The sequence below is a fragment of the Streptomyces tatrensis genome (assembly GCF_049310065.1).
Taxonomy (GTDB): Bacteria; Actinomycetota; Actinomycetes; order Streptomycetales; family Streptomycetaceae; genus Streptomyces.
The window spans coordinates 4,354,312-4,379,403 of sequence record NZ_JBMDLB010000011.1 but is presented as its reverse complement, the minus strand read 5'-3'; the positions used below and the strand labels follow the sequence as shown (position 1 = coordinate 4,379,403).

Annotated in this window: 21 protein-coding genes; 11 read left to right on the top strand and 10 right to left on the bottom strand. The window is 71.5% G+C overall.

The annotated features are described in order from the left end of the window. Positions 1-4 precede the first annotated feature (4 nt). From ACODT5_RS35575 to ACODT5_RS35565, 3 genes are all read left to right on the top strand, one after another. Positions 5-1,621, top strand: coding sequence for a recombinase family protein (locus ACODT5_RS35575; RefSeq protein ID WP_422523201.1), 1,617 nt, complete (start codon positions 5-7; stop codon positions 1,619-1,621). 266 nt (positions 1,622-1,887) lie between these two features. After that, on the top strand, positions 1,888-2,580 hold the full coding sequence (locus ACODT5_RS35570; protein WP_422523200.1) for a GDSL-type esterase/lipase family protein: 693 nt from the start codon (positions 1,888-1,890) through the stop codon (positions 2,578-2,580). A 59-nt stretch (positions 2,581-2,639) separates the two neighbouring features. Beyond that, entirely contained in the window at positions 2,640-3,629 is a 990-nt protein-coding gene (locus ACODT5_RS35565; RefSeq protein WP_422523199.1) for an aldo/keto reductase, read from the top strand. A 123-nt stretch (positions 3,630-3,752) separates the two neighbouring features. Here the strand turns inward: ACODT5_RS35565 and thpR are convergent, their stop codons facing one another. The 3 genes from thpR to ACODT5_RS35550 all read right to left on the bottom strand — a co-directional run bounded on the left by thpR (position 3,753) and on the right by ACODT5_RS35550 (position 6,317). Continuing rightward, positions 3,753-4,343, bottom strand: a complete 591-nt coding sequence (gene thpR, locus ACODT5_RS35560) for an RNA 2',3'-cyclic phosphodiesterase (RefSeq protein WP_422523198.1) — start codon at positions 4,341-4,343, stop codon at positions 3,753-3,755. 152 nt (positions 4,344-4,495) lie between these two features. Continuing rightward, positions 4,496-5,854, bottom strand: a complete 1,359-nt coding sequence (locus ACODT5_RS35555; protein WP_422523197.1) for an MFS transporter — start codon at positions 5,852-5,854, stop codon at positions 4,496-4,498. 25 nt (positions 5,855-5,879) lie between these two features. Then, a complete protein-coding gene (locus ACODT5_RS35550; protein ID WP_422523196.1) occupies positions 5,880-6,317 on the bottom strand; it encodes a MarR family winged helix-turn-helix transcriptional regulator in 438 nt (145 codons plus the stop codon). A gap of 120 nt (positions 6,318-6,437) precedes the next feature. Here ACODT5_RS35550 and ACODT5_RS35545 point away from each other — a divergent pair, with 120 nt between their 5' ends. After that, complete coding sequence (locus ACODT5_RS35545) at positions 6,438-6,620, top strand: hypothetical protein (RefSeq protein ID WP_030156886.1); 183 nt, start codon at positions 6,438-6,440, stop codon at positions 6,618-6,620. Here the strand turns inward: ACODT5_RS35545 and ACODT5_RS35540 are convergent. Further along, a complete protein-coding gene (locus tag ACODT5_RS35540; protein ID WP_422523195.1) occupies positions 6,613-8,019 on the bottom strand; it encodes an NCS2 family permease in 1,407 nt (468 codons plus the stop codon). The two genes, ACODT5_RS35545 and ACODT5_RS35540, sit on opposite strands and share 8 nt — an antisense overlap. A 136-nt stretch (positions 8,020-8,155) precedes the next feature. Between ACODT5_RS35540 and ACODT5_RS35535 the strand changes: the two genes are divergently transcribed. The 4 genes from ACODT5_RS35535 (at position 8,156) to ACODT5_RS35520 (ending at position 11,990) form a co-directional block, all read left to right on the top strand. Next, positions 8,156-8,455 (top strand): DUF2530 domain-containing protein, encoded by a 300-nt coding sequence (locus ACODT5_RS35535; RefSeq protein ID WP_422523194.1) that lies wholly within the window; start codon positions 8,156-8,158, stop codon positions 8,453-8,455. A 255-nt stretch (positions 8,456-8,710) separates the two neighbouring features. Continuing rightward, complete coding sequence (locus tag ACODT5_RS35530; protein WP_422523193.1) at positions 8,711-11,185, top strand: cation-translocating P-type ATPase; 2,475 nt, start codon at positions 8,711-8,713, stop codon at positions 11,183-11,185. Positions 11,186-11,262: 77 nt separating this feature from the next. Then, complete coding sequence (locus ACODT5_RS35525; protein ID WP_422523192.1) at positions 11,263-11,550, top strand: hypothetical protein; 288 nt, start codon at positions 11,263-11,265, stop codon at positions 11,548-11,550. After that, positions 11,547-11,990 carry a hypothetical protein gene (locus ACODT5_RS35520; RefSeq protein WP_422523191.1) on the top strand — a complete coding sequence of 148 codons (444 nt, stop codon included), beginning with the start codon at positions 11,547-11,549 and terminating at the stop codon, positions 11,988-11,990. Before ACODT5_RS35525 ends, ACODT5_RS35520 begins: the two co-directional genes overlap by 4 nt. 5 nt (positions 11,991-11,995) lie before the next feature. Here the strand turns inward: ACODT5_RS35520 and ACODT5_RS35515 are convergent, their stop codons facing one another. After that, entirely contained in the window at positions 11,996-13,186 is a 1,191-nt protein-coding gene (locus ACODT5_RS35515) for an MFS transporter (RefSeq protein ID WP_422523190.1), read from the bottom strand. Positions 13,187-13,304: 118 nt separating this feature from the next. Between ACODT5_RS35515 and ACODT5_RS35510 the strand changes: the two genes are divergently transcribed. Further along, a complete protein-coding gene (locus tag ACODT5_RS35510) occupies positions 13,305-14,300 on the top strand; it encodes an ArsR/SmtB family transcription factor (protein WP_422523189.1) in 996 nt (331 codons plus the stop codon). 31 nt (positions 14,301-14,331) lie between these two features. On the opposite strand, the gene ACODT5_RS35505 is transcribed toward ACODT5_RS35510, so the two are convergent. Beyond that, a complete protein-coding gene (locus ACODT5_RS35505) occupies positions 14,332-14,895 on the bottom strand; it encodes a hypothetical protein (protein WP_422523188.1) in 564 nt (187 codons plus the stop codon). A 43-nt stretch (positions 14,896-14,938) separates the two neighbouring features. Beyond that, entirely contained in the window at positions 14,939-18,121 is a 3,183-nt protein-coding gene (locus ACODT5_RS35500) for a sacsin N-terminal ATP-binding-like domain-containing protein (RefSeq protein WP_422523187.1), read from the bottom strand. A gap of 176 nt (positions 18,122-18,297) precedes the next feature. Here ACODT5_RS35500 and ACODT5_RS35495 point away from each other — a divergent pair, with 176 nt between their 5' ends. Then, positions 18,298-18,882 (top strand): TerD family protein, encoded by a 585-nt coding sequence (locus ACODT5_RS35495; RefSeq protein WP_422523186.1) that lies wholly within the window; start codon positions 18,298-18,300, stop codon positions 18,880-18,882. A 99-nt stretch (positions 18,883-18,981) separates the two neighbouring features. On the opposite strand, the gene ACODT5_RS35490 is transcribed toward ACODT5_RS35495, so the two are convergent. From ACODT5_RS35490 to serC, 3 genes are all read right to left on the bottom strand, one after another. Beyond that, complete coding sequence (locus ACODT5_RS35490) at positions 18,982-19,626, bottom strand: class F sortase (protein WP_422523185.1); 645 nt, start codon at positions 19,624-19,626, stop codon at positions 18,982-18,984. Continuing rightward, positions 19,619-20,410: a hypothetical protein gene (locus tag ACODT5_RS35485; protein ID WP_422523184.1), complete on the bottom strand. Its 792-nt coding sequence runs from the start codon at positions 20,408-20,410 to the stop codon at positions 19,619-19,621. Before ACODT5_RS35485 ends, ACODT5_RS35490 begins: the two co-directional genes overlap by 8 nt. Before the next feature lie 366 nt (positions 20,411-20,776). Beyond that, positions 20,777-21,895 carry a phosphoserine transaminase gene (gene serC, locus ACODT5_RS35480; protein ID WP_422523183.1) on the bottom strand — a complete coding sequence of 373 codons (1,119 nt, stop codon included), beginning with the start codon at positions 21,893-21,895 and terminating at the stop codon, positions 20,777-20,779. 206 nt (positions 21,896-22,101) lie between these two features. On the opposite strand from serC, the gene ACODT5_RS35475 reads away from it, so the two are divergent. Beyond that, a complete protein-coding gene (locus ACODT5_RS35475) occupies positions 22,102-25,080 on the top strand; it encodes an FAD-binding and (Fe-S)-binding domain-containing protein (RefSeq protein ID WP_422525136.1) in 2,979 nt (992 codons plus the stop codon). The last annotated feature ends 12 nt before the right edge of the window (positions 25,081-25,092 follow it).

Genomic DNA, 25,092 nt, shown 5'->3' with positions numbered 1-25,092 from the left:
ATGCGTGGCACCAAGCTCAACGTGGGGACCGCACCCGTCACTTACAGCGGCGCTTGAAGCAGGTCTCACCTACACGGAGTGGCTGAGAGACCGGAAGCCGGTGGTGTCGATGGCACGGATCAGCGGCGATACAAAGAAGCAGAGCCTCGGTGTAGCGCGTCAGCACAGGCACTGTGATGAGGCGGCAGAGAGGCTTGGCTGGGCTGTCGTCTACCAGTACACAGACAACGACATCACCGCCGCGAAGCCGGACGTCCCGCGACCCGGGTTCCTTCAGATGGTCCGTGACCTTCGAGCACGATGCACGGAGGAAGGCTTTCGCGTCTGCGGTCTCGTGGTTGTTGAGGAAGAACGTGCCGTGCGTCTGCCCGAGGACCTGCTCAGACTTCACAGGGCGTTGACCGTGGAAGACGACGGCCTTCTCTACTACACGGACAGCAAGCAGCTCATCGACGTCTACTCGGAGACGGAGCAGACCAGGGGCCTCAAGTCTGCCTCGGCGGGGGAGGCGGAGGTGGAGAAGCTCAGGCGGCGCACGAAGCGCTCCATCAAGGACCGTGCACGGGAAGGGCGACGCACGGGCGGGCAGAGGAGATTCGGCTGGCTCGGTGTCGAAAGGGGCGAGGACGGAACAGTGACGCGACCGTCCAACAAGTACGTGGATCCTGTTGAGGGGCGGCACTTGCGAAGGGCCATCGAGATGCGCCTTGCGAGGAGTAGCTACACCACTATCACCCGGTACCTGATTGGCCATAATGTGCCCTCCGTGCGCGGTGGTTCATGGATTGAGTCGACCGTAAAGAACATGCTCACCAACCCGGCGATCTGTGGATACCGGATGATCAATGGTGAACTGGTCATCGATCCGGATACCGGGATTCCTGTAGTCGGGGATTGGGAGGTGATCGCCACGCCGGAAGAATGGCTCCAACTGGTGCGACGATCCGACCGTAAAGATGATTCTGCTGGCGAAGGGATGCTGGTCCGATACAACCAGAAGAACCGTGGCCCGTCAGGCGGGCGCAAGCACCTGCTGTCCGAGTTTGTCAGGTGCGGAAAACTTGATGCTGACGGGCGTATGTGTATGTCCGTCATGGTGGGTACCAAGCCGCGTCCGAAGAGGCCGAATGGTAGCTACTCGTGCGGAAACCCCCGTTGTCGAGGTGTATCGCGTCGAATGGACAGGCTGGACAAGGAAATGGTCGAAATGGTCCTCAAGGTGCTCGAAGAGAGGTTCTCCGCGGTCGCGCCCCGTGATAAGTCTTGGCACGGCGAGGCGACTCTCGAATCACTGCGTGTGCGGAAGTTTGATCTGAAGCAAGGATTTGAGGTGGGCAAGGTCTCTGCCGCGGATTTCTTCGAACTGCTCTCCTCTCTGGACGGTCAGATATCGGAGTCTGAGAAGGACAGGGAATCGCATGCGACGGGACAGGCGGCAGAGAACTTCCTTGCAGGATTCCATCGAGCGAAGTGGGAAGGTTTCGATCTCCACCAGAAGCGCTCGGCGATAGGGGCGGTGCTGTCGCACGTCGTCGTGTTCCCCATGCCGCAGCGCGACCCTCACAAGGGATCATTCGACGCGTCGTTGATTGAACCGCATTTCAAACCGACCGATAGCTGAGAGTGGGTGGCGCGCTGCTGCACTGCAGGACGCCGGTCGGCAGCTCTGGTGTCAGTCGGCTGGGACGGGGCCGTTGCATGTGATCCGACCCACGCTCTGCATGGACGGGCTGTCCGTTACTCTGCCCACTCAAGGCCAAGCCTGCCAGCCGGTTCTCGGACGCGTGGGTAGAAGGCTTGAGGGCGCGGGCCGCCTGTTGAACTGCCCACCGCTCGGTGATTTCGTCATGGTTCCCACGCTCGTGGTCCGACTCGCTTGGATTCGGTATGTTTTTCATGTTTGTTGGCGACTCCATGACCGTCGGATGCGCCGGCGACTACACCTGGCGCTACCGGATGTGGCAGCACCTCGACACCACCTTCGGCGGCCCCTACGAGATCGTCGGCCCCCGCAGCGGGCTCTACGACGCCCTCGCGGACGCGCCGGCCAGCGACGCCTACGCCGACCCCGGTTTCCCCGCCGCGGCCCGCCGCCACCTGGCCGGCTGGGGCGAGGGCTGGCAGCACATGGCCCCGCTCATCGGGCCCGCCGTCCGCGCTGCCGGGGCCGACGTACTGCTGGTCTCCCTCGGCCTGATCGACCTGGGCTTCTACACCGCCGCCGAGGGCACCGCCGCGAACGCCCGCCGGTTCATCGCCGAGGCCCGCGCCGCCCGGCCCGGGATACGGATGGTCCTGCTGCCCGTCATACCCAACGTCCGGGCCCGGGACGACGAGCCCTTCGCCCAGCAGGTCGAGTTCTTCAACGAGCTGCTCGCCAAGGCGGTGGCCGACCTGTCGACCCCCGCCTCGCCGATCCTGCTGGCCGCGCGCCCGGAGGCGTACGAGCTCGACCGGGACACCTACGACGGCACGCACCCCAACGCCTCCGGCGAGCACCGCCTGGCCGGGGAGTTCGCGGCGGTCCTCCACCAGGCGTGGGGCATCGGAGGCCCGTACCGGCCCCGGCAGGACACGTAACACGCCCGTCACGGGCGGGTCTTGCTTCGAGCGCACTCCAGGCAGTTGGCTAGTGGCCCATGGAGTACACGCAGCTCGGACGCACCGGTCTCAAGGTCAGCCGACTTGTCCTCGGCACCATGAACTTCGGCCCCCAGACGGGCGAGCCGGAGAGCCATGCCCTCATGGACACGGCCCTCGACGCCGGTATCAACTACTTCGACACGGCCAATGTGTACGGATGGGGCGAGAACAAGGGCCGCACCGAGGAGATCATCGGTACCTGGTTCGGCCAGGGCGGCGGCCGTCGCGAGAAGACGGTCCTCGCCACCAAGGTCTACGGGAACATGGCCGCCGAGGGCGACCCGTGGCCCAACTACGACCGCCTGTCGGCGCTGAACATCCGGCGGGCCGTCGACGCCAGCCTCAAGCGCCTGAACACCGACTACATCGACATCTACCAGTTCCACCACGTGGACCGGCTGACGCCCTTCGAGGAGATCTGGCAGGCCGTCGAGGTCCTGATCCAGCAGGGCAAGGTCCTCTACGCCGGGTCCTCGAACTTCCCCGGCTGGAAGATCGCCCAGGCCAACGAGGCCGCGGCGCGCTCGGGTCGGCTCGGCCTGGTCAGCGAGCAGTGCCTCTACAACCTCGCCGAGCGGCGGGCGGAGCTGGAGATCATCCCGGCGGCCGAGGAGTACGGGCTCGGCGTCATCCCGTGGTCCCCGCTGCACGGCGGGCTGCTGGGCGGGGCGATCCGCAAGGCGTCGGAGTCGGGGCGGACCGCGACCGGCCGCTCGGCGGACGCGCTCGCGAGCAGTTCCGTACGGGCGCAGGTGCAGGCGTACGAGGACCTGCTGGACAAGCACGGACTGGAGCCCGGCGAGGTCGCCCTGGCCTGGCTGCTGACGCGTCCCGGGGTCACCGGCCCGATCGTCGGGCCGCGTACGCCGGAGCAGCTCGCGTCCGCGCTGCGGGCGGTGGAGCTGGAGCTGTCGCCGGAGGTGCTGGCGGGGCTGGACGAGGTCTTCCCGGGGCCGGGTCCGGCTCCGGAGGCGTTCGCCTGGTAGACGGCGCGCTACGGGGCCAGGGGCCTACTGGCCGACCGCGGCGGCCACCGCCACCACGAGGAACATCAGTACGAGCACGCCGGCCATGACACGGTTTCTGGTCTTGGGATCCACCCGTCGAGCCTAACGCGACAGAGTCCGCCCCTCGGACGGAGGGGCGGGCTCTCCCAGTTTCCAGGAGCCGACGACCTCGTAGCGGGGCTGCTCGCCGGGGACCCCGGAGTCGGGCAGGTTGCTGCGGACCAGGCTGAGCTCGCCGACCTGCCAGCGGGTGCCCTCGAAGGCAGCCAGGGCCGTGGCGTAGGGGCGGACGTCGTGCCGCTCGTCGCGGAGCCGGCCGAGGGTGAGGTGGGGGGTGTAGCGGTGGTGCTGGTCCATGGGCACCCCGGAGCGCCGGGCGGCGGCGTCGGCGCGCTCGGCGAGCATGCGCAGGGCGTCGAGGTCCCCGGCGGCGCCGGCCCACAGGGAGCGGTGGCCGAAGTGGCCGGAGCCGTGGATCCGGAGCGGGAAGGGCGTGCTCCGGGTCGCGGCGCGGGCGAGGCGTGCGTGGAGTTCGGGGAGCAGCTCCTCCTGGACCTCGCCCATGAAGGCGAGGGTGAAGTGCCAGCCCGCTTCCGCGGTCCAGCGGAGGTGGTCGTCGCGCAGGCCGCGTACGGCCCCGGACAGTTCCGAGATGGCCGCCTCGGGCGGGATGACGGCTGCGAACAGTCTCATGGCCCGAGCCTAGCGGGGGGTGCCCGGTGCGGCGCCGTTGCCGGGGACCAGCCCCCGGACCCCCGCTCCTCAAACGCCGGAGGGGCTGAAAAGATCGCCTCAAACGCCGGCGGGGCTGGATGCGGCCGGCGTTTGAGGCGCGGGGTCCGGGGCTACGCCGCCGTGGCCAGCTGGCGGCGGTCCGAGGGGACGAAGGTCACGCCGTGGCGGTTCACGCTGAGGCGGAGGTTGCCGATGCGGGAGAGGACCAGGCCGATCGTCACGGCTGCGGCGAGCGAGACGACGCCGCCCGCGGCCATGCCGATCCGCGCGCCGTAGGTGTCCGTGACCCAGCCGACCAGCGGGGCCCCGATCGGGGTGCCGCCGGTGAAGACCATCATGAACAGGGCCATCACCCGGCCCCGCATCTCGGGGTCGGTGGCCATCTGGACGCTGGAGTTGGCGGTGACGTTCACCGTCAGGCCGAAGACGCCGATGGGGACGAGGAGCGCCGCGAACAGCCAGAAGCTCGGTGCGAAGGCCGTCACCAGCAGGAGGACGGAGAAGAGCACCGCCGCCGCGACCAGCAGCCGCAGGCGCGAGAGGCCGCGCCGGGCCGCCAGCAGCGCACCCACCAGGGAGCCCGCCGCGATCAGGGTGTTGAAGAGCCCGTACGTGCCCGCGTCGCCGTGGAAGACCTTGCTGACGAAGGCGGACAGCCAGATCGGGAAGTTGAAGCCGAAGGTGCCGATGAAGCCGACGAGCACGATCGGCCAGATGAGCTCGGGCCGCCCGGCGACGTACCGCAGGCCTTCGCGGAGCTGGCCCTTCGCGCGGGGCTGGACCTCGACCTGGTGCAGTTCTCGGGTCCGCATCAGCATCAGGGCCGCGATCGGCGCCGCGAAGGACAGGCCGTTGAGCAGGAAGGCCCAGCCGGAGCCGACGGCGGTGATGAGGACACCGGCGATGGCGGGTCCGACCAGTCGCGCGGACTGGAAGTTGGCCGAATTCAGGCTGACCGCGTTGGCCACCTGGTCCTTGCCGACCATCTCGGAGACGAAGGTCTGCCGGGCCGGGTTGTCCACGACGGTGACCAGGCCGAGCAGGAAGGCGGCGAGGTAGACGTGCCAGACGTTGACGTGGCCGGCGAGGGTGAGGACACCGAGTGCGAGGCCGGTGAGGCCCATGGCCGCCTGGGTGCAGAGGAGCAGCGGCCGCTTCGGGAGCCGGTCGGCGAGTACGCCTCCGTAGAGCCCGAACAGCATCATCGGCAGGAACTGCAGCGCGATGGTGATGCCGACCGCCGAAGCGGATCCGGTCAGCGACAGGACCAGCCAGTCCTGGGCGATGCGCTGCATCCACGTGCCGGTGTTCGAGACGACCTGGCCCGTGGCGAAGAGCCGGTAGTTCCGGATCTTCAGCGAGCTGAACATCGAGTTCTTCGCGTTCTTCGCGTTCTTCGTGGTGCCGGGCGTGCGCGTAGTGGTGGGTGTGTGGCCGGGGGCGGAGTCTGCTCCGGGTCCCGTACTCAAAAGGGGTCGCCTCCTGGCGTCGTTCCTATAGGTGCGCGAGCTTGTCCAGGACGGGCGCGGCTTCGCGCAGCTTCGCCCATTCGTCCTCGGTCAGCCCGTCCACGAGCCCGGCGAGGAAGGCGTTGCGCTTGCGACGGCTCTCTTCGAGCATCGCTTCGGCCTCCTCCGTCTGGCGGACCACCTTCTGGCGGCGGTCGTCGGGGTGCGGTTCCAGCGTGACCAGTCCCTTGGCTTCCAGCAACGCGACGATGCGCGTCATGGACGGCGGCTGCACGTGCTCGCGCCGGGCCAGCTCACCGGGGGTGGCCTGGCCGCAGCGGGCGAGGGTGCCGAGCACCGACATCTCGGTCGGGCTCAGCGATTCGTCGACGCGCTGGTGCTTGAGGCGCCGGCCCAGCCGCATGACGGCGGAGCGGAGGTCGTTCACGGCGGCTGCGTCATCACCATGGGAAAGGTCGTGCATGTTCTTTAGAGTAACTCATTACCCTCCCTAAGGAACACCACTTAACTGGCGTCACTCGTAAGGGTGAGTCGGCTCCGGAAAGTGACACGCGTCCATGCCCTGTGCCCCGACTCTTTCGGCATGGGGACACATGTGCTGAGCATGCGCATAGACGGGGAGCTCCTCGACAGGCTCCGGACTCATGCCGCCAAACGAGGAATGAGCGTCCAGGACTATGTGGTCCGGACGCTCATTCGCGACGATTTCGACGAACGCTTCAAGGCGGCCGTCGACGAGACGGAGAAGTTCTACGGGCTTACGTGAGGCCCAGCGCCGGCATCGCGTAGTAGAAGACGAAGACCGCGGACACGACGTACATGGCCACCGGGACCTCGCGGCCCCGGCCGGTCGCCAGCCGCAGTACGGAGAAGGCCACGAAGCCGATGCCGATGCCGTTGGTGATCGAGTACGTGAACGGCATCATCACCATGGCCAGGAAGGCCGGGACGGCGATGGTGAAGTCGTTCCAGTCGATGTCCCTGACCGAGCCGGCCATGATCAGGAAGCCGACCGCGATGAGGGCGGGGGTGGCCGCCTGCGAGGGGACCATCGTGGCGAGCGGCGTGAGGAACAGCGACACGGCGAAGAGGCCGCCCGTCACGATGTTCGCCAGGCCCGTCCTGGCCCCCTCGCCGACGCCTGCCGTGGACTCCACGAAGCAGGTGGTGGCCGAGGAGGAGGAGGCACCGCCCGCGGCGACGGCCATGCCGTCGACGAACAGCACCCGGTTGATGCCGGGGAAGGAGCCGTCCGGCTTCGTCAGCTTCGCCTCGTCGCCGACGCCGAGGATGGTGCCCATCGCGTCGAAGAAGCAGGACAGCAGCACGGTGAAGACGAACAGGACGCCCGTCAGCATGCCGACCTTGCCGAAGCCGCCGAACAGGCTGACCTGACCGATGAGGCCGAAGTCGGGCGCGGCGACCGGGTTGCCCGGCCACTCCGGGACCGTCAGGCCCCAGGCCGTGTCCGGGAGCTTGGTGACCAGCTGGACCACCAGGGCGGCGACGGTCATGGCCACGATGGAGATCAGGATCGCGCCGGGGGTCTTGCGGATGATCAGGGCCAGCGTCAGCAGGACGCCGACCACGAAGATCAGTACGGGCCAGCCGTGCAGGTGGCCGTCGCTGCCGAGCTGGATCGGGACCGTGGTGTGCGCGAGGTCCGGGATGCGGCTGACGAAGCCCGAGTCGACCAGGCCGATCAGCATGATGAAGAGGCCGATGCCGATCGCGATGCCCTTGCGCAGGCCGAGCGGGACCGCGTTCATGACCCGCTCGCGCAGGCCGGTGGCCACCAGCAGCATCACCACGAAGCCCGCCAGGACCACCATGCCCATGGCGTCGGGCCAGCTCATGCGCGGGGCGAGCTGGAGGGCGACGACGGTGTTGACGCCGAGGCCGGCCGCCAGCGCGATCGGGACGTTGCCGATCACGCCCATGAGGAGCGTGGTGAAGGCGGCGGTCAGCACGGTGGCGGTGACCAGTTGGCCGCCGTCGAGCTGGTTGCCGTACATGTCCTTCGCGCTGCCCAGGATGATCGGGTTCAGCACGATGATGTAGGCCATCGCGAAGAAGGTGGCGAACCCGCCGCGGACCTCGCGGCCGATGGTCGAGCCGCGCTCGGAGATCTTGAAGTAGCGGTCCACAGGGGCCGACGTGCTCATGGGGGTCCTGGTCCTCAGTGGTGGTTTCCTACGGCTAAAACGGGCCAAGCCCAAACCGTTTCAGTATGAACACATGAACGAAGGAGCGTCTATCTCCGCGCGTAGACCTTCCGCCGACCGGCCTAGACTTGTCCCCATGGCGAAATGGACTGCGCAGCACGAGGCCCCCGAGCCCCTCGAGGGTCCGATCGTCGGCACCGTCGCCGGCGGCACGATCATCTGGTTCGCCCTCTTCCTCTTCCAGCTCCCCTTCTACGGGTGGTTCGCGGACCGGGGCATGCTGTGGTGGGTCTGGACCTGCGCGGTCGGCGGGGTCCTCGGCCTGATCGGCCTCTGGTACGTCCGCGGCCGCGATGCGGCTCTGAAGCGTCACGCCCTTGAGCTGGCCGCGCGGAACGATGCCGACCCGGCGGGTCCGCCCCCCCAGGCGGGCTAGGCCGTCCCTTTCGGATCTTGCCTGGCCCCTGCGGCCCGCACGCGACCGGCGAGGTCGGCCAAAATCAGCCCCGCCGGCGTTTGAGGCGCGGGGGTCCGGGGGCGGAGCCCCCGGGAAGCGGCGCCGCACGTGCACGGCGCGCGCCGCACCACGTCGGGCGGAAGGGCTACCAGCGGAGGATTCGACTCATCCCGAAGTCGGATCTTCGCACTTCTCGGCGGGTGAACCGTTGGAACCCCCTTTACCGTCGAAAGCATGACGCAGCGGGCGAGGATCGAACCAGACGGACCGGAGCCGGGCGGCGGTGGCGGTACGGCCGCCGGGACCGCCATCGACGCGGGGGCCGAGCTCGATCCCGTACACCCGGTCCGACCGCCCGCACCCCGGTTCAAGCCGGCCGGGCTGACCACCGCCGAAGTCGCCGAGCGCGTCGCCCGCGGAGCCGTCAACGACGTCCCCGTACGCAGCAGCCGCTCCACGGCCGACATCGTCCGCGCCAACGTCTTCACCCGCTTCAACGCCATCATCGGCGTCCTGTGGGTGGTCATGTTCTTCGTCGCCCCGATCCAGGACAGCCTCTTCGGCTTCGTGATCATCGCGAACACCGGCATCGGCATCATCCAGGAAATGCGCGCCAAGAAGACCCTGGACAGCCTCGCCGTCATCGGCGAAGCCAAACCCAGCGTCCGCCGCGACGGCCGCACCGCCGAGATCTCCACCTCCGAGATCGTCCTCGACGACGTCATCGAGCTCGGTCCCGGCGACAAGGTCGTCGTCGACGGGCTCGTCGGCGAGGCCGACGGCCTGGAGATCGACGAATCCCTCCTCACCGGCGAAGCCGACCCCGTCCTGAAGAAGCCCGGCGACCCCGTCATGTCGGGCTCGTTCGTCGTCGCCGGCGGCGGCGCCTTCACCGCCACCAAGGTCGGCCGCGAGGCCTACGCAGCCCAGCTCGCCGAAGAGGCCTCCCGCTTCACGCTCGTCCACTCCGAGCTGCGCTCCGGCATCTCCACCATCCTCAAGTACGTCACCTGGATGATGATCCCGACCTCCATCGGCCTGATCATCAGCCAGCTGATCGTCAAGGACAACAACCTCAAGGACGCCATCGCCCGCACCGTCGGCGGCATCGTCCCGATGATCCCCGAAGGCCTCGTCCTCCTCACCTCCGTCGCCTTCGCCATCGGCGTCATCCGGCTCGGCCGCAAGCAGTGCCTGGTCCAGGAGCTGCCCGCCATCGAGGGACTCGCCCGCGTGGACGTGGTCTGCCTCGACAAGACCGGCACCCTCACCGAGGGCGGCATGGACGTCACCGAGTGCCGCCCGCTCGGCGGCGCGGACGCCGCGTACGTCAAGAAGGTCCTCGGCGCGCTCGGCGAGAGCGACCCCCGCCCCAACGCCAGCCTCCAGGCGATCATCGACGCCTACCCCGACAGCGCCGAGTGGCGCTGCACCGAATCGCTCCCCTTCTCCTCCGCCCGCAAGTACAGCGGCGCCAGCTTCAGCGAGGGCGACGGCGAGAACAACACCTGGCTGCTCGGGGCCCCCGACGTGCTGCTCCCCGCCGGGGACCCGGCCCTGGAGGAGATCAACGAGCTCAACGAGCAGGGCCTACGGGTCCTCCTGCTGGGCCGCGCCGCCCGCGAACTCGACGACCCGGCCGTGGCCACCGGGGTCAAGCCGACCGCCCTCGTCGTCCTGGAGCAGCGGCTGCGCCCCGACGCCGCCGACACCCTGCGCTACTTCGAGGACCAGGACGTCAAGGCCAAGGTCATCTCCGGCGACAACGCCGTCTCGGTCGGCGCTGTCGCCGGGAAGCTGGGCCTGCCCGGCGCCGAGAACACCGTCGACGCCCGTAAGCTCCCCACCGACCAGGGCGCCATGGCCGACGTGCTCGACCAGAACGCCGTCTTCGGTCGGGTCACCCCGCAGCAGAAGCGCGACATGGTCGCCGCCCTCCAGTCCCGGGGCCACACCGTCGCGATGACCGGCGACGGGGTCAACGACGTCCTCGCGCTCAAGGACGCCGACATCGGCGTCTCGATGGGCTCCGGCTCGGAGGCCACCCGCGCCGTCGCGCAGATCGTCCTCCTCAACAACAGCTTCTCCACCCTGCCCTCGGTGGTGGCCGAGGGCCGCCGGGTCATCGGAAACATCACCCGCGTCGCCACCCTCTTCCTCACGAAGACGGTCTACTCGGTGCTGCTGGCCGTCCTGGTGGTCTGCTCCCAGGTCGAGTACCCGTTCCTGCCGCGCCACCTGACGCTGCTGTCCACGCTGACCATCGGCATCCCGGCCTTCTTCCTGGCGCTGGCGCCCAACAAGGAGCGGGCCAAGCCGCACTTCGTGAAACGCGTGATGCGGTACGCGATCCCGGGCGGGATCATCGCCGCCGTCTCCTGCTTCGTGACGTACGTGATCGCCCGCCACCACTACACCGGCCCCGACGCCCTCAAGGCCGAGACCAGCGCCGCGACGCTCGCGCTGTTCCTGACCTCGATGTGGGTCCTGGCGATCATCGCCCGCCCCTACACCTGGTGGCGGGTCGGCCTGGTCGGCGCGATGGGCGGGGCGTTCCTGATCGTGCTCGTCGTGCCCTGGCTCCAGGAGTTCTTCCAGCTCAAGCTGGAGGGCGCCGTGATGCCGTGGACCGCCGTCGGCATCGCCGCCGTCGCGGCCGCCCTCATCGAGTTCACCTTCCGGTGGGTGGACCGCAGGTTCCCGGCGTAGGGCGTGGCCCGGCCGTCGTGGGGGTTCACCCATTAGGGGACTGGACGGGCGGTTCGCGCAGTAGCCATACTTGCCATATGGCTACGAAGAAGATCACGATCACCGTGCCTGAGGAGCTCCTGGAGTCGATCCGCTCCCGGGTGGACTCTCGCGGGGTGTCGGCGTACATCACCGAAGCGGCGGCAGGCAGGGACGCGGTGGACAAGCTGGGTGAGCTGTCGGCCGGCCTCCAGGAGGAGTACGGCGCCCTCACCGATGAGGAACTCCGTGCCGCGGACGAATGGCTCGCCGAGATCGACGCCAAACACGATGCGCTGAGAGCCGGAGCCGAGGTGACCCACGACTCCGGTCAGGCTGCGGCATGACGCCGCGGTCGAAGCCCGCGGCCCCTTACCGCCCGAGGCTGTTCGTCTTCGACTCCGAGGCGCTGTCCAAAGCAGTCCGCGGGGACCGCGCCGTCGTCGGTCTGGTCAACAAGGCCTGGGAACGCAAGGTGCCGGTCGTCACCTCGGGGCTCACGACGCTGGAGGCGTGGGATCCACGGCCGGGCAAGGCGCCCCGGCTCTGGGACTGGTCCCTGTCCCGCATTGAAGTCGTCCACGCGGATGACCCGGTCGTCGGCATCGCTCGTTCACTCCTCACGGAGGCGGGGCTGCACGGCCACAAGTACGCCATTGACGCCGTCCTCGCTGCCGTCGCCGTCGCGAAATCGAGGCGAGGCGCAGAGGTGACGGTGTTCACCTCGGACGTGGACGACCTGGGGCGGCTCCTCTCGGGCCACCCTGTCGCCATCGAGCCCGTCTAGCGGCCTCACGCAGCCAGGCCGAGGTCCCGCTCCCTGCGGTTCGCGATCCGGCCGCGCAGGCCCAGGGTCGCCACCGCGGCGAGCAGGCCCGCGACGAGAGCGCCCCACCACAGGACCGTCGGGCCGACCCCGGTGTACAGGGCGACGCCCAGGGTGAGGGCGGCGAAGCGGGCCGTGCCCCAGGTCCAGCTGAAGGCGCCCTGGTAGCGGCCCCGGGCGTCGGCCGGAGCCAGGTCGGCGACCAGGGAGGCCGCGATGCCGGCCACGGCCACCTCGCCGAGCGACCAGACGACCACCGAGACCACGTACCCGGTGACGGAGTCCGCGAGCCCGGTCAGCGCCACCCCGGCGGCGATCAGTGCGCTGCCCGCCGCCTGCACCGGGAGCTGCGGCAGCCCCGACAGCTTGGACGTCACGTACGGCTGCAGGGCCACGACGAGCACGGCGTTGACCGCGGCCAGGGCCCCGTACACGGCCGGCGAGAGCCCGCTGTCGCGGACGGCCAGCGGCAGCGCCACCTCGGTCAGCGAGTACACGAACAGCTGGATCCCGAGCAGCGGGAGCAGCAGGAGCAGCAGCCGGTCGCGCAGGACGACCCCGTAGCCCAGGCCCGCGGCCTTGGCCGGAGCGGTGCGGGCCGGCTCGCGCAGCCGGGTCGCGACCACGGTGGCGTAGACGAGCGCCGAACCGGCGTCGACGGCGAAGAGCAGCCAGTACCCGTGCGCGGCGAGGAAGCCGCCGAGGACGCCGGCGACGGCCGTGCCGATGTTGACGCCCCAGTTGAACAGGGCGTACGCGCGCTGCCGCCAGCCGGAGTCCACCGCGTCGGCCAGCAGGGCGAACGCGGCGGGCGGGACGGTGGCTCCGGCGGTGCTGAGCAGCAGCGCGGAGGCGGCCAGCGTCCAGAGCCCCGGGGCCAGGAACAGCGCGCCCTGGGCGACGGCGGAGCCGATGAGCCCGATCAGCATGGTCGGACGGCGGCCGATCCGGTCGGCGAGCAGCCCGCCGACGGCCGGGCCGAGCAGGTGGCCGGCGCCGAGCGCGCCGAGCACGAAGGAGATGTCGGATCCGGTGATGCCCCGGTCGGCGAGGAGGAAGACCAGGAACGGGGTGACGAGGTAGCCGATCCGGTTGACGATCGAACCGGCGAACAGGGTCCAGACGAGGGGCGGGAGTCCGCGGAAGGAGGAGGGCATGGAACGAGACTGCGCCGGGCCCGCCGGATGCCCTATTGATTAAGCTGGGACCGAATCCGCCGCGAGGTGGCGGGTGGTGGGTGATGTGCGATGGGGGCGGGGCGATGGGGGCAGGGCCATGGAATACGAACTGAACTTCTCCGCGGCCGAGCTGGCGCAGACCCGCTTCGCGGTGTCCCCGATGTGGGAGGTCGTCACCAGCTTCCGGCTGCTGCACGCCGGGACCGAACCGCCGCTGCACCGCCGCTGGGCCGAGCAGGTGAGACCCCGGCTGCGGAGCGCGGGCCTGGACCGGGGCTGGCTCGCCGCCCTGATCCCGGGCGGCGGCTACCTCGCGGACTTCCTCAACCCGACCCCGGCCGGCCCCTTCCCGGACCTGGACGCCGAGCTGGCCGCCATCCGCGCCGGCGACCCGGAGAACGTGCGCTCCGACCTGGCCACGCTCGCGGCGAAGTCCCGTCCGGCGGGCCGCCCGGCGCCGCGCCTGAGGCTGCTCCACGAGGAACCCGAGGCCGTGCTGGAGAAGGTCACCGACGAGATCCAGACCTACTGGGAACTCGCGCTCGCGCCCTACTGGCCCCGGATCCGCCAGCTCCTCGAAGCCGACGTGTTCCACCGGGCCCGCCAGGTCGCCGAACACGGATCCGCGCACGTCCTGGGCGAGCTCCACGAAACCGTCACGTGGGACGCCGGAACCCTGCGCCTGGTCCGCCGGCACTGCGCGCTGACCCGCGACCAGACCGGCTCCGGACTGCTGCTGGTGCCCTCCGCCTTCGCCTGGCCCCGGGTCCTGACCCGCTCGGTGGCCCCCGATCCGCTCCAACTGGCCTACCCGGCACGGGGGATCGGCACCCTCTGGGAGCCCCGCACCACCAAGGCCACCGACGCGGTGGCCGCCGTACTGGGCCGCTCCCGCACCATGCTGCTCACCGAACTCGACACCCCGGCCTCCACCACCCAACTGGCCCGGCACAGCGGCCTGTCCGCCGCCGCGGTCTCCCAGCACCTCACGGCCCTGCGCGACGCGGGCCTGGTCACCGGCCACCGCGCCGGCCGCTCGGTCCTGTACGCCCGAACGGCCATCGCGGACGCGCTGCTCACGCCGGCGGGGTGAGGGCGGGCGCGGCGGCCCCGGAGCATCCCGGTTACAGAGGCGCCGTCTCCACCCTGCCGGTGAACCGGCCGCCCACTCGATCGGCGAGCCAGGTGATGCGATCGGTGTCGAAGGCGGCGTTCCGGACGTGCACGTGGACGGTGTGGTCCTGCGAGGGCTCGTCCTGGTAGAGGTCCCGGGAATTCACGGTCAGCGTGAGGTACGCGTATTTCTGCGGGACCCGGTCCAGTCCCGCTTCGGGAACCGCGGGCCACCCGTCCAGATCCCACCGGACCGCCGCGAGATCCGACCCCAAGGCGTCGATGAAGGGCTCGGCGCGGTCCAGCGGACGGCACCAGTCGAACACTCGGATCGGGAGAAACTCCGCCGGGTCGTCTCCGGCCTTCGAGGAACCGTCTTCCTCGCCGGCCGACGACCACACGAGGTCGGGCAGTGCGCGGCGTACGCGCGCCAGGACATCCGGCGACGTGATCGAGGCTTCGAAGTCGACCTCTGCGTGATCGGCGTCCGAGATGTCCAGCAACGTACGCACGGCACGTATCGCTTCGGGCAGGTCGGCGGTCGTGAGGACGGCAGCCGCATCGGAGTTGCTCATGGCGGAACCCTATGACGCCCTCACGGACCGGCCCGGACGGGGCCTAGTCGAACCAGCGGTCCCGGGCCAGCTCCGCCGTGCGTGACGGGTCCTCCAGGAGGGCTGCCACCTCGAAGCGGCGCGGCCACTGGCCCGCCGCCCAGGCGAGGGCCGCTGCCACGCCCTCCAGGGTGGAGGCGTGCAGGGTGCCGTCCGGGGTGCGGCGCCAGTCGAGTTCGGTGCCGCCCGCCAGGAGTTCCTCGTGCTCCCAGTAGCTCTTGGGGGTGGCCGGGCCCAGGAGCTGGTGCACCGGCTCGGGGACCTGGTGCTCCTCGCCCTCGGTGGTGACCTCCGCCGGGACCGTCTCCGAGAGGCGCCGGACCTGGAACAGCTCCGCCAGGTCGGCGGCCCGGGACGGGGCCACGGGGAGGAGCGGGAGGCCGGCGGTCAGGGGGAGGAGGTCCGGGGCGTCCGCGATCAGCGCGTCGGCCGCGTCGACCACGACCACCTCGCCGTCCACGACCGCGCGCAGCTCGTCGGGCAGGGTGACCTGTTCGGGGTCCAGGTCCGCCAATGCCCCGTACAGGGCGTGCAGTTGGCGTCCGCCGATCTCCCGGTCCGGGTCGGCGAGGCGGCCCAGCAGCTCGGCGGCGCCGCCCGGCTCCTCGAGCAGGGCGGGCACGGTGGTGCGTACGCCCAGGGCCCGCAGGACCTGCTCGTCCTCGAAGCCGGTGGCGTCGGCCGGGGTGTAGAGGCCCGCCAGCAGCGGGTCGCCGTTCGCCGAGCGCAGGCCGGCCGGGCGGCGGCCGTCCAGGACCGGGTGGTCGCGCAGCCACCACGCGGTGTACGAGCGCACGGAGCGGGTGGTGCCGTCCGGGAGCAGGACCCGCACCGGCTGGGTCAGGGCGTCGCGCAGCGGGGGCTGGGCCAGCATGGCCAGGGCCTGGGGCCAGCAGTCGTCGTCGACCAGGTCGAGGTCGCGTACGGCGACCAGCTCGGTGGCGACCGGCGGTACGGGGGTGTCGGGGAGCTGGTCCAGGAGGTCCTCGCACCAGACGTCGACGGCGTCGAGCAGACCGGCGTCGTCGGGCTCGGCGAAGTCCCCGTCGCGGGGCTCCAGTTCGTCGGGGTCCAGGACCACGTCGGTGGCGCGGACCAGCTGGAAGGTGGCGAGGACGCCCACGGCGGTGAGGGTCCGCTCGTCCCAGCGCTCCACCAACTCGGCGTCCACGTACGGGATCTCGTCCTCGCGGACCACGGAGGCCAGCGGGGAGCCGGGCAGCAGCAGCTCGCCGGCCGGGGTCGGCTCGCCGTCCTCGTCGGGCAGGGCGAGCGCGCCCAGCCACGGTTCGTCGCCGGGGGAGAGCTCGGCGTCCCGGACCAGGCCGAGGACGATGTCGGCCAGTTCCTCGGGGTCGAGGGCGTCCTCGTCCCAGATCTCCCCGGAGTCCAGGGAGGCCGCGACGGCCGCCCGCACCTGCGGGGTGGTCAGGACGGCGCGGGGGCTGGCCGGGAGCGCGCCGAGCTTCTCCAGCAGCGGGTGCACCGCGTCGGGGTGGGCCACCTTCAGGCCGAGCCGGGCCAGGCTCTCGGGGCTTCCCGAACGCGGGGCGTCCGACCGCGCGGCGTCCGCGCCGGGCAGCAGCAGGTGCCGGGGCCCGATCGCGGTGCGGCCGTCGGCCAGCGGCACGGGGAGGCCGGAGAGCCGGTCGGGGTCGACCCCGGCGAGGCTGTCGTAGAGGCGGTACCACCACTCGGGGGTCCGCTCGATGCCGGCGATCCGCTCGATGGCCTCGCCCAGCGGCAGCCGGCCCACGCCCAGGGTGCGCAGTTCGGGGCGGCGCTCCAGCCCGGCCGGGAGCAGGGTCGGCAGCACCTCCGCGAGGACCCGTACGGTGTCGGCGCCCGCGCCCTCCACGACCTCGGCCTCGAAGGGGCGCAGCGCGGCCCGCTCCAGCGGTTCCCCCTCGGCCGGGGCCTCGGGCGGTGCGGCGGGTGCGAGGAAGGCCGTACGGGGCAGGCGCGCGATGACGGCGGCGCGCAGGGCCCCGTCGAGCTCGCCCTTGCCGAGCGGGCCGGGTACGAGGTCCACGAGCGCGGTGCTCACCGGCTCCCAGGAGCCCAGCAGTTCGGCGTACGCGTCGGCCGCGCGCTCCACGAGGAAGTCGGTCAGCGGCCCCGGCGCGGGGTGCCGGCGGGTGGTGTCCAGCGGCAGGGTCGCGATGAGCAGCGCGGGGATGCCGAGCGGTTCGTCGGTCGGGGTCGGCGCGTGCACCACGGCGGCGGTCGCGGGGCGCACCGGGGCGCCTTCGGCGTCGACGGGCACGGACCAGGACACCGCCCAGACGGGCCGCAGCCGCTCCTCGACGGGCCGGTCGGCGAGCAGCGCCTTCTCGATGGGGCCGGAGTGACGCACGGTGCGCCATCGCCTGGGGCCGGACGCGGTGTCCGAGGCGGAGTCGGTGATGACGGTGTACGGGCCTTCGGTGCGGCGGGTCAGCGTCCGCACGCCCCCGGCCGGGGTGTCCACGACGACCTCGGCGAGCCCCGGCAGGGTCAGCAGCAGGGCGTCGTCCACGGCGGCGAGCAGCCGCGCGGCCAGCTCCTCGGCGGCGGCGTCGCGCAGCGGGAGGACCACGACGGTGTCGTAGCCGTCGGGCGCGGTGCCTTCGGCGGGCAGCGGGAGGCGCAGCAGCGGGACGTGCCCGTCGCGGCGGCGCAGTTCCTCGCCGAGCCCGGAGCTGCCGACGGCGGCCCCCCGGGCCAGCTCGCGCGCCTCGGCCAGGGACCAGCGCACGCCGCCGTGCCGGCCGAGGACGGCGGGCTCGTCGGAGACGGCGAGGACGGCGGCGAAGCCGACGCCGAAGCGGCCGACGCTCCCGGAGGAGTCGTCGCGCTTGGCGGAGGCGCGCAGCGTGGACAGCGATTCCACGCCGGTGGCGTCGAGCGGGGAGCCGGTGTTGGAGACGGCGAGCAGCGCGTGCCCGTCGGGCTGGTCGGTGCCCGCGTGCAGGGTGAGCCGCAGGCGGCCTGGTACCCCGGCGCGGGCGGCCGCGTCGGCGGCGTTCTGCGCGAGCTCGACGACGAGCCGGTCGCGGTAGCCGCCGAGCGCCAGGTCCTCCTCGGCGTTGGCGTCCTCGCGGAAGCGGGCGGGGCCCGCGCCCCAGGCGTCGAGCACCCCGCGTCGCAGCCGGGCCGTGCCGAAGGGGTCCACGCCGTCCTGGGCCGCCGTCACTCGCACGCTCACGCTGCTGCCTCCAAGCTGCACTGCGATGTACCGCGCCGTATGCGCCGTACGGCATCCGCGGAACACCGGACGCCGAGGTCCTGAAGGTATCGCGTGCGTCGAGCGGCTCCGCAAACGAACCGGCGTCAGGCAGACTTCATGAGTCGGTACGGCTCTGCTATTTGTGAGGATTGCGCATGATCACGCTCACCAAGGAAGACGGCCCCGCGGACCTGGGCGGCGTAACCCACCTGTCCATCGGGGTCTCGTGGGACCCCACCGTGGGCAGCAGCGGCGGCCTGATGGGCAAGCTCAAGCGGAAGGTCGGGACCGACCTGGACCTGATCGCGATCGCGATGCAGGGCGCGGACCCCGTCCGCCTCGCGGGTCTCGACTCCCTGGACCCCATGGGCAACGGCTCGCTGCTCCACAGCGGGGACAACCAGACCGGCCACGGTGACGGCGACGACGAGACGGTGACCGTCGAGTTCGCCCGGATACCGGGGAACGTCACGTCCATCGTCTTCGTCGCCGCCGCGTACAAGAAGGGCAGTTCCTTCCAGAGCGCCCGCAACATCAGCTTCAAGGTGTACGACGGCACGGGCGGCAGCACCCAGCAGGTCGCCGACATCTGGCCGAGCCTGCTCGGGAGCGACAACGGCTGCGCCGTGGCCAAGGCGGTCCGGGACGGGTCGGGCTGGAAGCTGCACGTCATCAACGAGACCGGGAAGATCAAGCCGGGCGACGAGCAGGCCCTCATGCGGTTCGCCGTGGCCAAGTAGTCGCCGAGGAGGCGCCGAGTGGTCGCCGATGAGGCGTCGAGTAGGCGCCAACCAGGCGGCGAGCAGCCGCCACTGGGAGGCCGCGGGGGGAAGGCCGGGCTACGCCTTGCCCACGAGGTGGGCGAACACCACGACGTTGGCGTCCCAGTGGCGGTCCTTGGTGAGGTTGCCGCCGCAGGTGATGAGGCGGAGCTCGGCCTTGCCGTGGGTGTCCCCGTAGACCTTGTCGGTCGGGAACCGGTCCTTCTTGAACGTGTCGATCTCGTCCACGGCGAAGACGGCGGTGGAGCCGTCGTCGCGGTGGACCTCGATCTTCTCGTCCTTCTTCAGCTTCTTGAGGTTGTAGAAGACGGCCTCGGGCACCTGCGGGGTGTCCATGTGCCCGACTATGGCGGCCGCGCCCTCCTCCCCGGGGGTCGGGCCCTCCTTGTACCAGGCCGCGTCCTTGGGCTTGGCGAAGTCGGGCTCCTTCATGGCGCCCTGGGCGTCGAGTCCGACGGTGTCGAGCGGGGCGTCGACCTTGATGTCCGGGATCACGATGCGGTCCGGGACGGAGGCGTTCAGCACCGAGGAGGCCTTGGCGTCGGCCGGGTCGTTCTTGACCGCGCCGCCGGCGGCGTCACCGCCGGAGGAGCAGGAAGAGATCAGGAAGACGGTGAGCGCCGAGGCGCCCGCCAGGGCGGCCACGCGCAGTGCGCGGCCGCTCCGGCGGGGGGCGCGTTCAGGGGCGGACCGCTCAGCCATGGTTCGCGGCGTCCGAGGGGACCCAGCCGAGCGGGGCCTGGCCGGTGTTCACGGAACCCTTGGGGGTCTTGTGGTGGCTCGGGTCGACCGGGGTCGGCTTCGGCTTCGGGGTGACCGGGCCGGTGGCGTCGGTGGAGAACTTGACGGTGTCGAACTTCTTGCCGCCCGCGTAGGCCTCGACGCCGTAGTAGCCGGACTTGACGTCCTTGGCGACGACCGCGGTGCCGGTCCAGACGCCCTTGCCGTTGCTCTTCAGGTTGACCTGGCCGCCGAAGGCGTCGGACTTGACGAACGCGCTCTTCTCGTTCGCCGCCGTCTTGATGGTGACCTGGATCTTGTCGCCCGGCTTGCCGTTGTCCTTGGACAGGCTGACGGTGGACTCGGTCGGCTTCGGGGCGTCGGCCTTGACCGTGAGCTGCGCGGTGGCCTGGAGCTTCTTGCCGTCGGGGCCCGTGCCGGTGAGGGAGATGCCGTAGGTGCCGGCGGGGACATCGGCGACGGTGGCCGTGGCGCCGCGGCCGTCCGTCATCTTGACGTCGTTCAGGGCCTTGGAGGAGATGTACAGGTTCGTCGAACCGTCCGGGACCTCCATCGACATCTGGACGGAGTCGCCGACCTTGGCCGAGGAGGCCGGGAGCTTCAGGGCCACCGGGGCGGAGGCCGTACCGGTGGAGGGGCTGCTCGACGCCGTCGGGGTGGAGTCGGCGGCGAACGCGACGGCGGGGGCTGCCAGGGCCATCGACGTGGCGAGGGCGATTGCCGAGAAGGTGAGTGCCTTGCGCATGGGGTTCCTCCTGAACGGGCCGGGGTTCGTTCCCGGCACACCAGACATGAGGGACATCCTGGGGTGGTTGGTTGCAGCTCCCGGAGGCGCCGGGAGGGGCCCCTGCCGAAGGTCCCGGGGTAGGAAACCGCAGGCCGTGGAGGGAGTGGTGATCTTCCGTTTGCTGGCCCTTTGCCCCGATTTTTGGGACCAAGGTCCCGGAGTTGCGGGTCGGGTGGCGGGCCTCGGCCTTCAGGACTCGTTCAGGACCGGCTCAGGGCCCCTTCAGGCGGGGTGCGGACAGCGCGGAGCCCCCGGTGACGAAGCGTCACCGGGGGCTCCGGAGCGTGTCGGACGGCGGGGCCCGTATCGGTCAGACCGTGTCGGTCAGAGGGCTTCGATCACGAAGTCCACGCACGCGGTGAGCGCCTGCACGTCCGCCGGGTCGATCGCCGGGAACATCGCGATGCGGAGCTGGTTGCGGCCGAGCTTGCGGTAGGGCTCGGTGTCCACGATGCCGTTGGCGCGCAGCACCTTGGCGACCGCCGCCGCGTCGATGTCGTCCGAGAAGTCGATCGTGCCGATGACGGCCGAGCGCTTGGCGGAGTCCGCGACGAAGGGGCTGGCGTACTTCGACGCCTCGGCCCAGCCGTACAGGTGGGCCGCGCTGGCCGAGGTACGGCCGGTGGTGAACTCCAGACCGCCCTGGCTGTTCATCCACTCCAGCTGCTGGTCCAGCAGGAAGAGGGTGGAGAGCGCCGGGGTGTTGTACGTCTGGTTCTTCAGCGAGTTGTCGATCGCCGTCGGCAGCGAGAAGAACTCCGGGATGTGCCGGCCCGAGGCGTGCACGCGGGCCGCGCGCTCCAGGGCCGCCGGGGAGAACGCCGCCAGCCACAGGCCGCCGTCGGAGGCGAAGGACTTCTGCGGGGCGAAGTAGTAGACGTCGGTCTCGGTGATGTCCACCGGCAGACCGCCGGCGCCCGAGGTCGCGTCCACCAGGACGAGGGAACCCTCGTCGGCGCCCGCGACGCGCTTGATCGGCGCCGCGACACCCGTCGAGGTCTCGTTGTGGGTGTACGCGTACACGTCCACGCCCGCCTCGGCCACCGGGTCCGGGTGGGTGCCCGGGTCGGAGGAGATCACCGACGGGGCGTCCAGCCACGGAGCGGACTTCGCGGCGCTGGCGAACTTGGAGGAGAACTCGCCGAAGGTGAGGTGCTGCGACTTCCGCTCGATGAGACCGGCGGTCGCGATGTCCCAGAAGGCGGTGGAGCCGCCGTTGCCCAGGATCACCTCGTAGCCCTCGGGGAGGGAGAAGAGGTCCCGGAGGCCCTGGCGAACCGATCCGACCAGGTTCTTGACCGGAGCCTGGCGGTGGGAGGTTCCGATCAGGGAGGTACCGGTGGCGGCGAGGGCGTCCAGCGCCTCGGTCCGCACCTTGGAGGGGCCCGCGCCGAAGCGTCCGTCGGCGGGCTTGATGTCAGCGGGAATCTGGATCTCGGCCACAAGCGGAGCGTATCGGGTCCGGGTCCACCCCTTGGAGCCGCGTCCACCCGATGAGATGACGCGGGTGGACGCGAGCCGGTGGGAGACGGACGGCAGGCGGTGGGAGGCTGTCCGCCGTGACCTCACCCGGTGAACTCGAACGGACCTTGCGGAAGAACCTGCGCGGCGAGGTCGACTTCGGCGCCGCCGCCCGCGCCCTGACGACGATGGACGCCTCGAACTACCGCCGCGTCCCGGTCGGCGTCGTCGCCCCGCGTGATGCCGAGGACGTGGCCGCCGTGCTCGCGGTGTGCGCCGCGGCCGGGGTCCCCGTCGTCCCGCGCGGCGGCGGCACCTCCATCGCGGGCCAGGCGACGGGCGTCGGCGTCGTCCTCGACCTCACCCGGCACATGAACGGCCTGCTCTCCCTGGACCCGGCCGCCCGCACCGCCGTCGTCCAGCCCGGCCTGGTCCTCGACCGGCTGCGGGACGCGGCCCGCCCGCACGGGCTGACCTTCGGACCGGACCCCTCCACGCACTCCCGCTGCACGCTCGGCGGCATGATCGGCAACAACGCCTGCGGGGCTCACTCGGTGGCCTGGGGGACCACCGCCGACAACGTCGCCGAGCTGGCGGTGACGGCGTACGGCGGCGCCTCCTACCGGCTCGGCACCGGCTGGGAGGGCGCGCCCGGCGGGCTGCGGGAGCTGGTGTCCGCAAACCTCGCCGTCCTGCGCACCGGCATGGCGGGCGGCCCGGCCGACGGCTTCTCGCGGCGGATCTCCGGCTACGGGGACCTGGACGCGCTGCTCCCCGAGCGGGGTGTGGAAGTGGCCAGGGCGTTCTGCGGGACCGAAGGCACGCTCGGGGTGGTGACCGAGGCGCTGGTACGGCTCGTGGAGCTGCCGGCCGCCCCCGCGCTGGCCGTCCTCGGGTACGCCGACGAGAGCGCGGCCGCGGAGGCGGCGGCGGGGCTGCTGCGGTACGGGCCGCTGACCCTGGAGGGGATGGCGGCCGACCTGGTCGGCGCGGCTGCCGCCGGGCTCCCGCGGGGCGGGGCCTGGCTGTTCGCGGAGATGCGCGACGAGGGCGCGGCGCGGACCCTGCTACGGGCCTCCGACGCCGTGGACGGCCTGCTGCTCACCGACCCGGCGGCGCAGCGGGCCCTGTGGCGGATCCGCGAGGACGCGGCGGGCACCGCCACCCGGATGCCCGACGGGACGATGGCCTGGCCGGGGTGGGAGGACTGCGCGGTACCGCCCGCCCGGCTCGGCGCCTACCTGCGGGAATTCCGGGCGCTGCTGGCGGAGCACGGGCTGCGCGGATCCCCGTACGGCCACTTCGGCGAGGGCTGCGTCCACGTGCGCATCGACTTCGACCTCGTGACGCCGCCCGGCGTGGCCCGCTTCCGTGCCTTCTCCTCGGACCTCGCCGACCTCGTGGTCGCGCACGGCGGCTCCCTGTCCGGGGAGCACGGGGACGGACAGGCCCGGGCGGAGCTGCTGCCGCGGATGTACGGGCCCGCGGTGATCGGCCTCTTCGAGTCGTACAAGCGGCTCTGGGACCCGGCGGGCGGCATGAACCCCGGGATCCTGGTCCGCCCGGCCCGCCTCGACGAGAACCTCCGCTTCGCGGTGCTGCCGGCGTCACCGCTGGCGGGGGAGGTGGCGCGGTGCGTCGGCGTCGCGAAGTGCCGGTCGACGGAGGTCGGGGGGCCGGAGGTGATGTGCCCGTCGTACCGGGCCACGGGGGAGGAACGCCACTCCACGCGGGGGCGGGCCCGGCTGCTGCACGAGATGCTGGCCGGAGAGATCATCCGGGACGGCTGGCGTTCGGCGGAGGTGGCCGAGGCGCTGGACCTCTGCCTCAGCTGTAAGGGCTGTCGCAGCGACTGCCCGGTGGGGGTCGACATGGCCTCCTACAAGGCGGAGTTCCTCCACCACCACTGGGCCGGCCGGCTGCGCCCGCTCTCCCACTACGTCCTGGGCGGCCTGCCGGGGTGGCTCCGCCTGATCGCGGCCCTCCGCCTGGCCGGCCCCCTGAACCTCGTATCCCGCTACCTCCGCGTCCCGGGCCTGGAGCGGTCCCGTGCGCTGCCCCGCCTGGCCGGAACCCCCTTCACCCGCGGGTGGCGCGCGGCGCTCCGCTCCGCGGGGCCGGGTCCCCTACCCGCCCTTCCTCCGTTCCCCGGGCTGCGCCCGGACCCCTTGCCGGGTGCGGCGCCGTTGCCGGGGGCCGGCCCCCGGACCCCCGCGCCTCAAACGCCGGCGGGGCTGGACTTGCCCTCCGGGCAATCCAGCCCGCCGGGCGTGCACGTTCAAGGCGACGCCGGCCACAATCCAGCCCCGCCGGCGTTTGAGGCGCGGGGTCTGGGGCGGAGCCCCAGGGGGTCCGGGGCACAGCCCCGGGGAACGGAGGAAGGGCGGGTAGGGGACGGCCGCCCGCAGGGCACGCCCGGGACCGCTCCCGTCGTGACGGTGTGGCCCGATACGTTCACGGAGTACCTCGCTCCCGAGGCCGGCCACGCCGCGGTCCGGGTGCTGCGGGCCGCGGGCCTGGAGACCGTGCTGCCGGAGGGCCGCGTCTGCTGCGGGCTGACCTACATCTCCACGGGCCGCCTGGACGCCGCCCGCAGGGTCCTGCGCCGCACCCTGGACGCCGTGGGCGACCCGCCGGGGCCCGTCACCGTCCTCGAACCGAGCTGCGCGGCAGCGCTCCGCACCGATCTGCCCGCCCTGCTCCCGGAGGACCCCCGCGCACCCCGTCTCGCAGCGGCCGTCCGCACCTTCGCCGAGACCCTGGAGGAGTACGCCCCGCACTGGCAGCCGCCCCGCCTCGACCGGCCGGTCGCCGGCCAGACCCACTGCCACCAGCACGCCGTCCTCGGCGACGCCCCTGACCGCCGGCTGCGCGAGCGCGCCGGGCTGACGGGCGGGCTCAGCGGCGGCTGCTGCGGCCTCGCGGGCAACTTCGGCTTCGAGCCCGGCCACCACGAGGTCTCCGTGGCCTGCGCCGAGGAGCAGCTGCTGCCGTCGCTGCGGGCGGCCGCTCCGGGTACGGAGGTGCTGGCGGACGGGTTCTCCTGCCGGACCCAGATCGCGCAGCTGGCCGGCGGCCGGGCCCGCCACCTGGCGGAGGTCCTGGCGGAGGTCCTGGCGGAGGGCCTGGCGGAGGGCCCGCCGGAACCGGACGTACACAAGATGTAAGGCAAAACACGG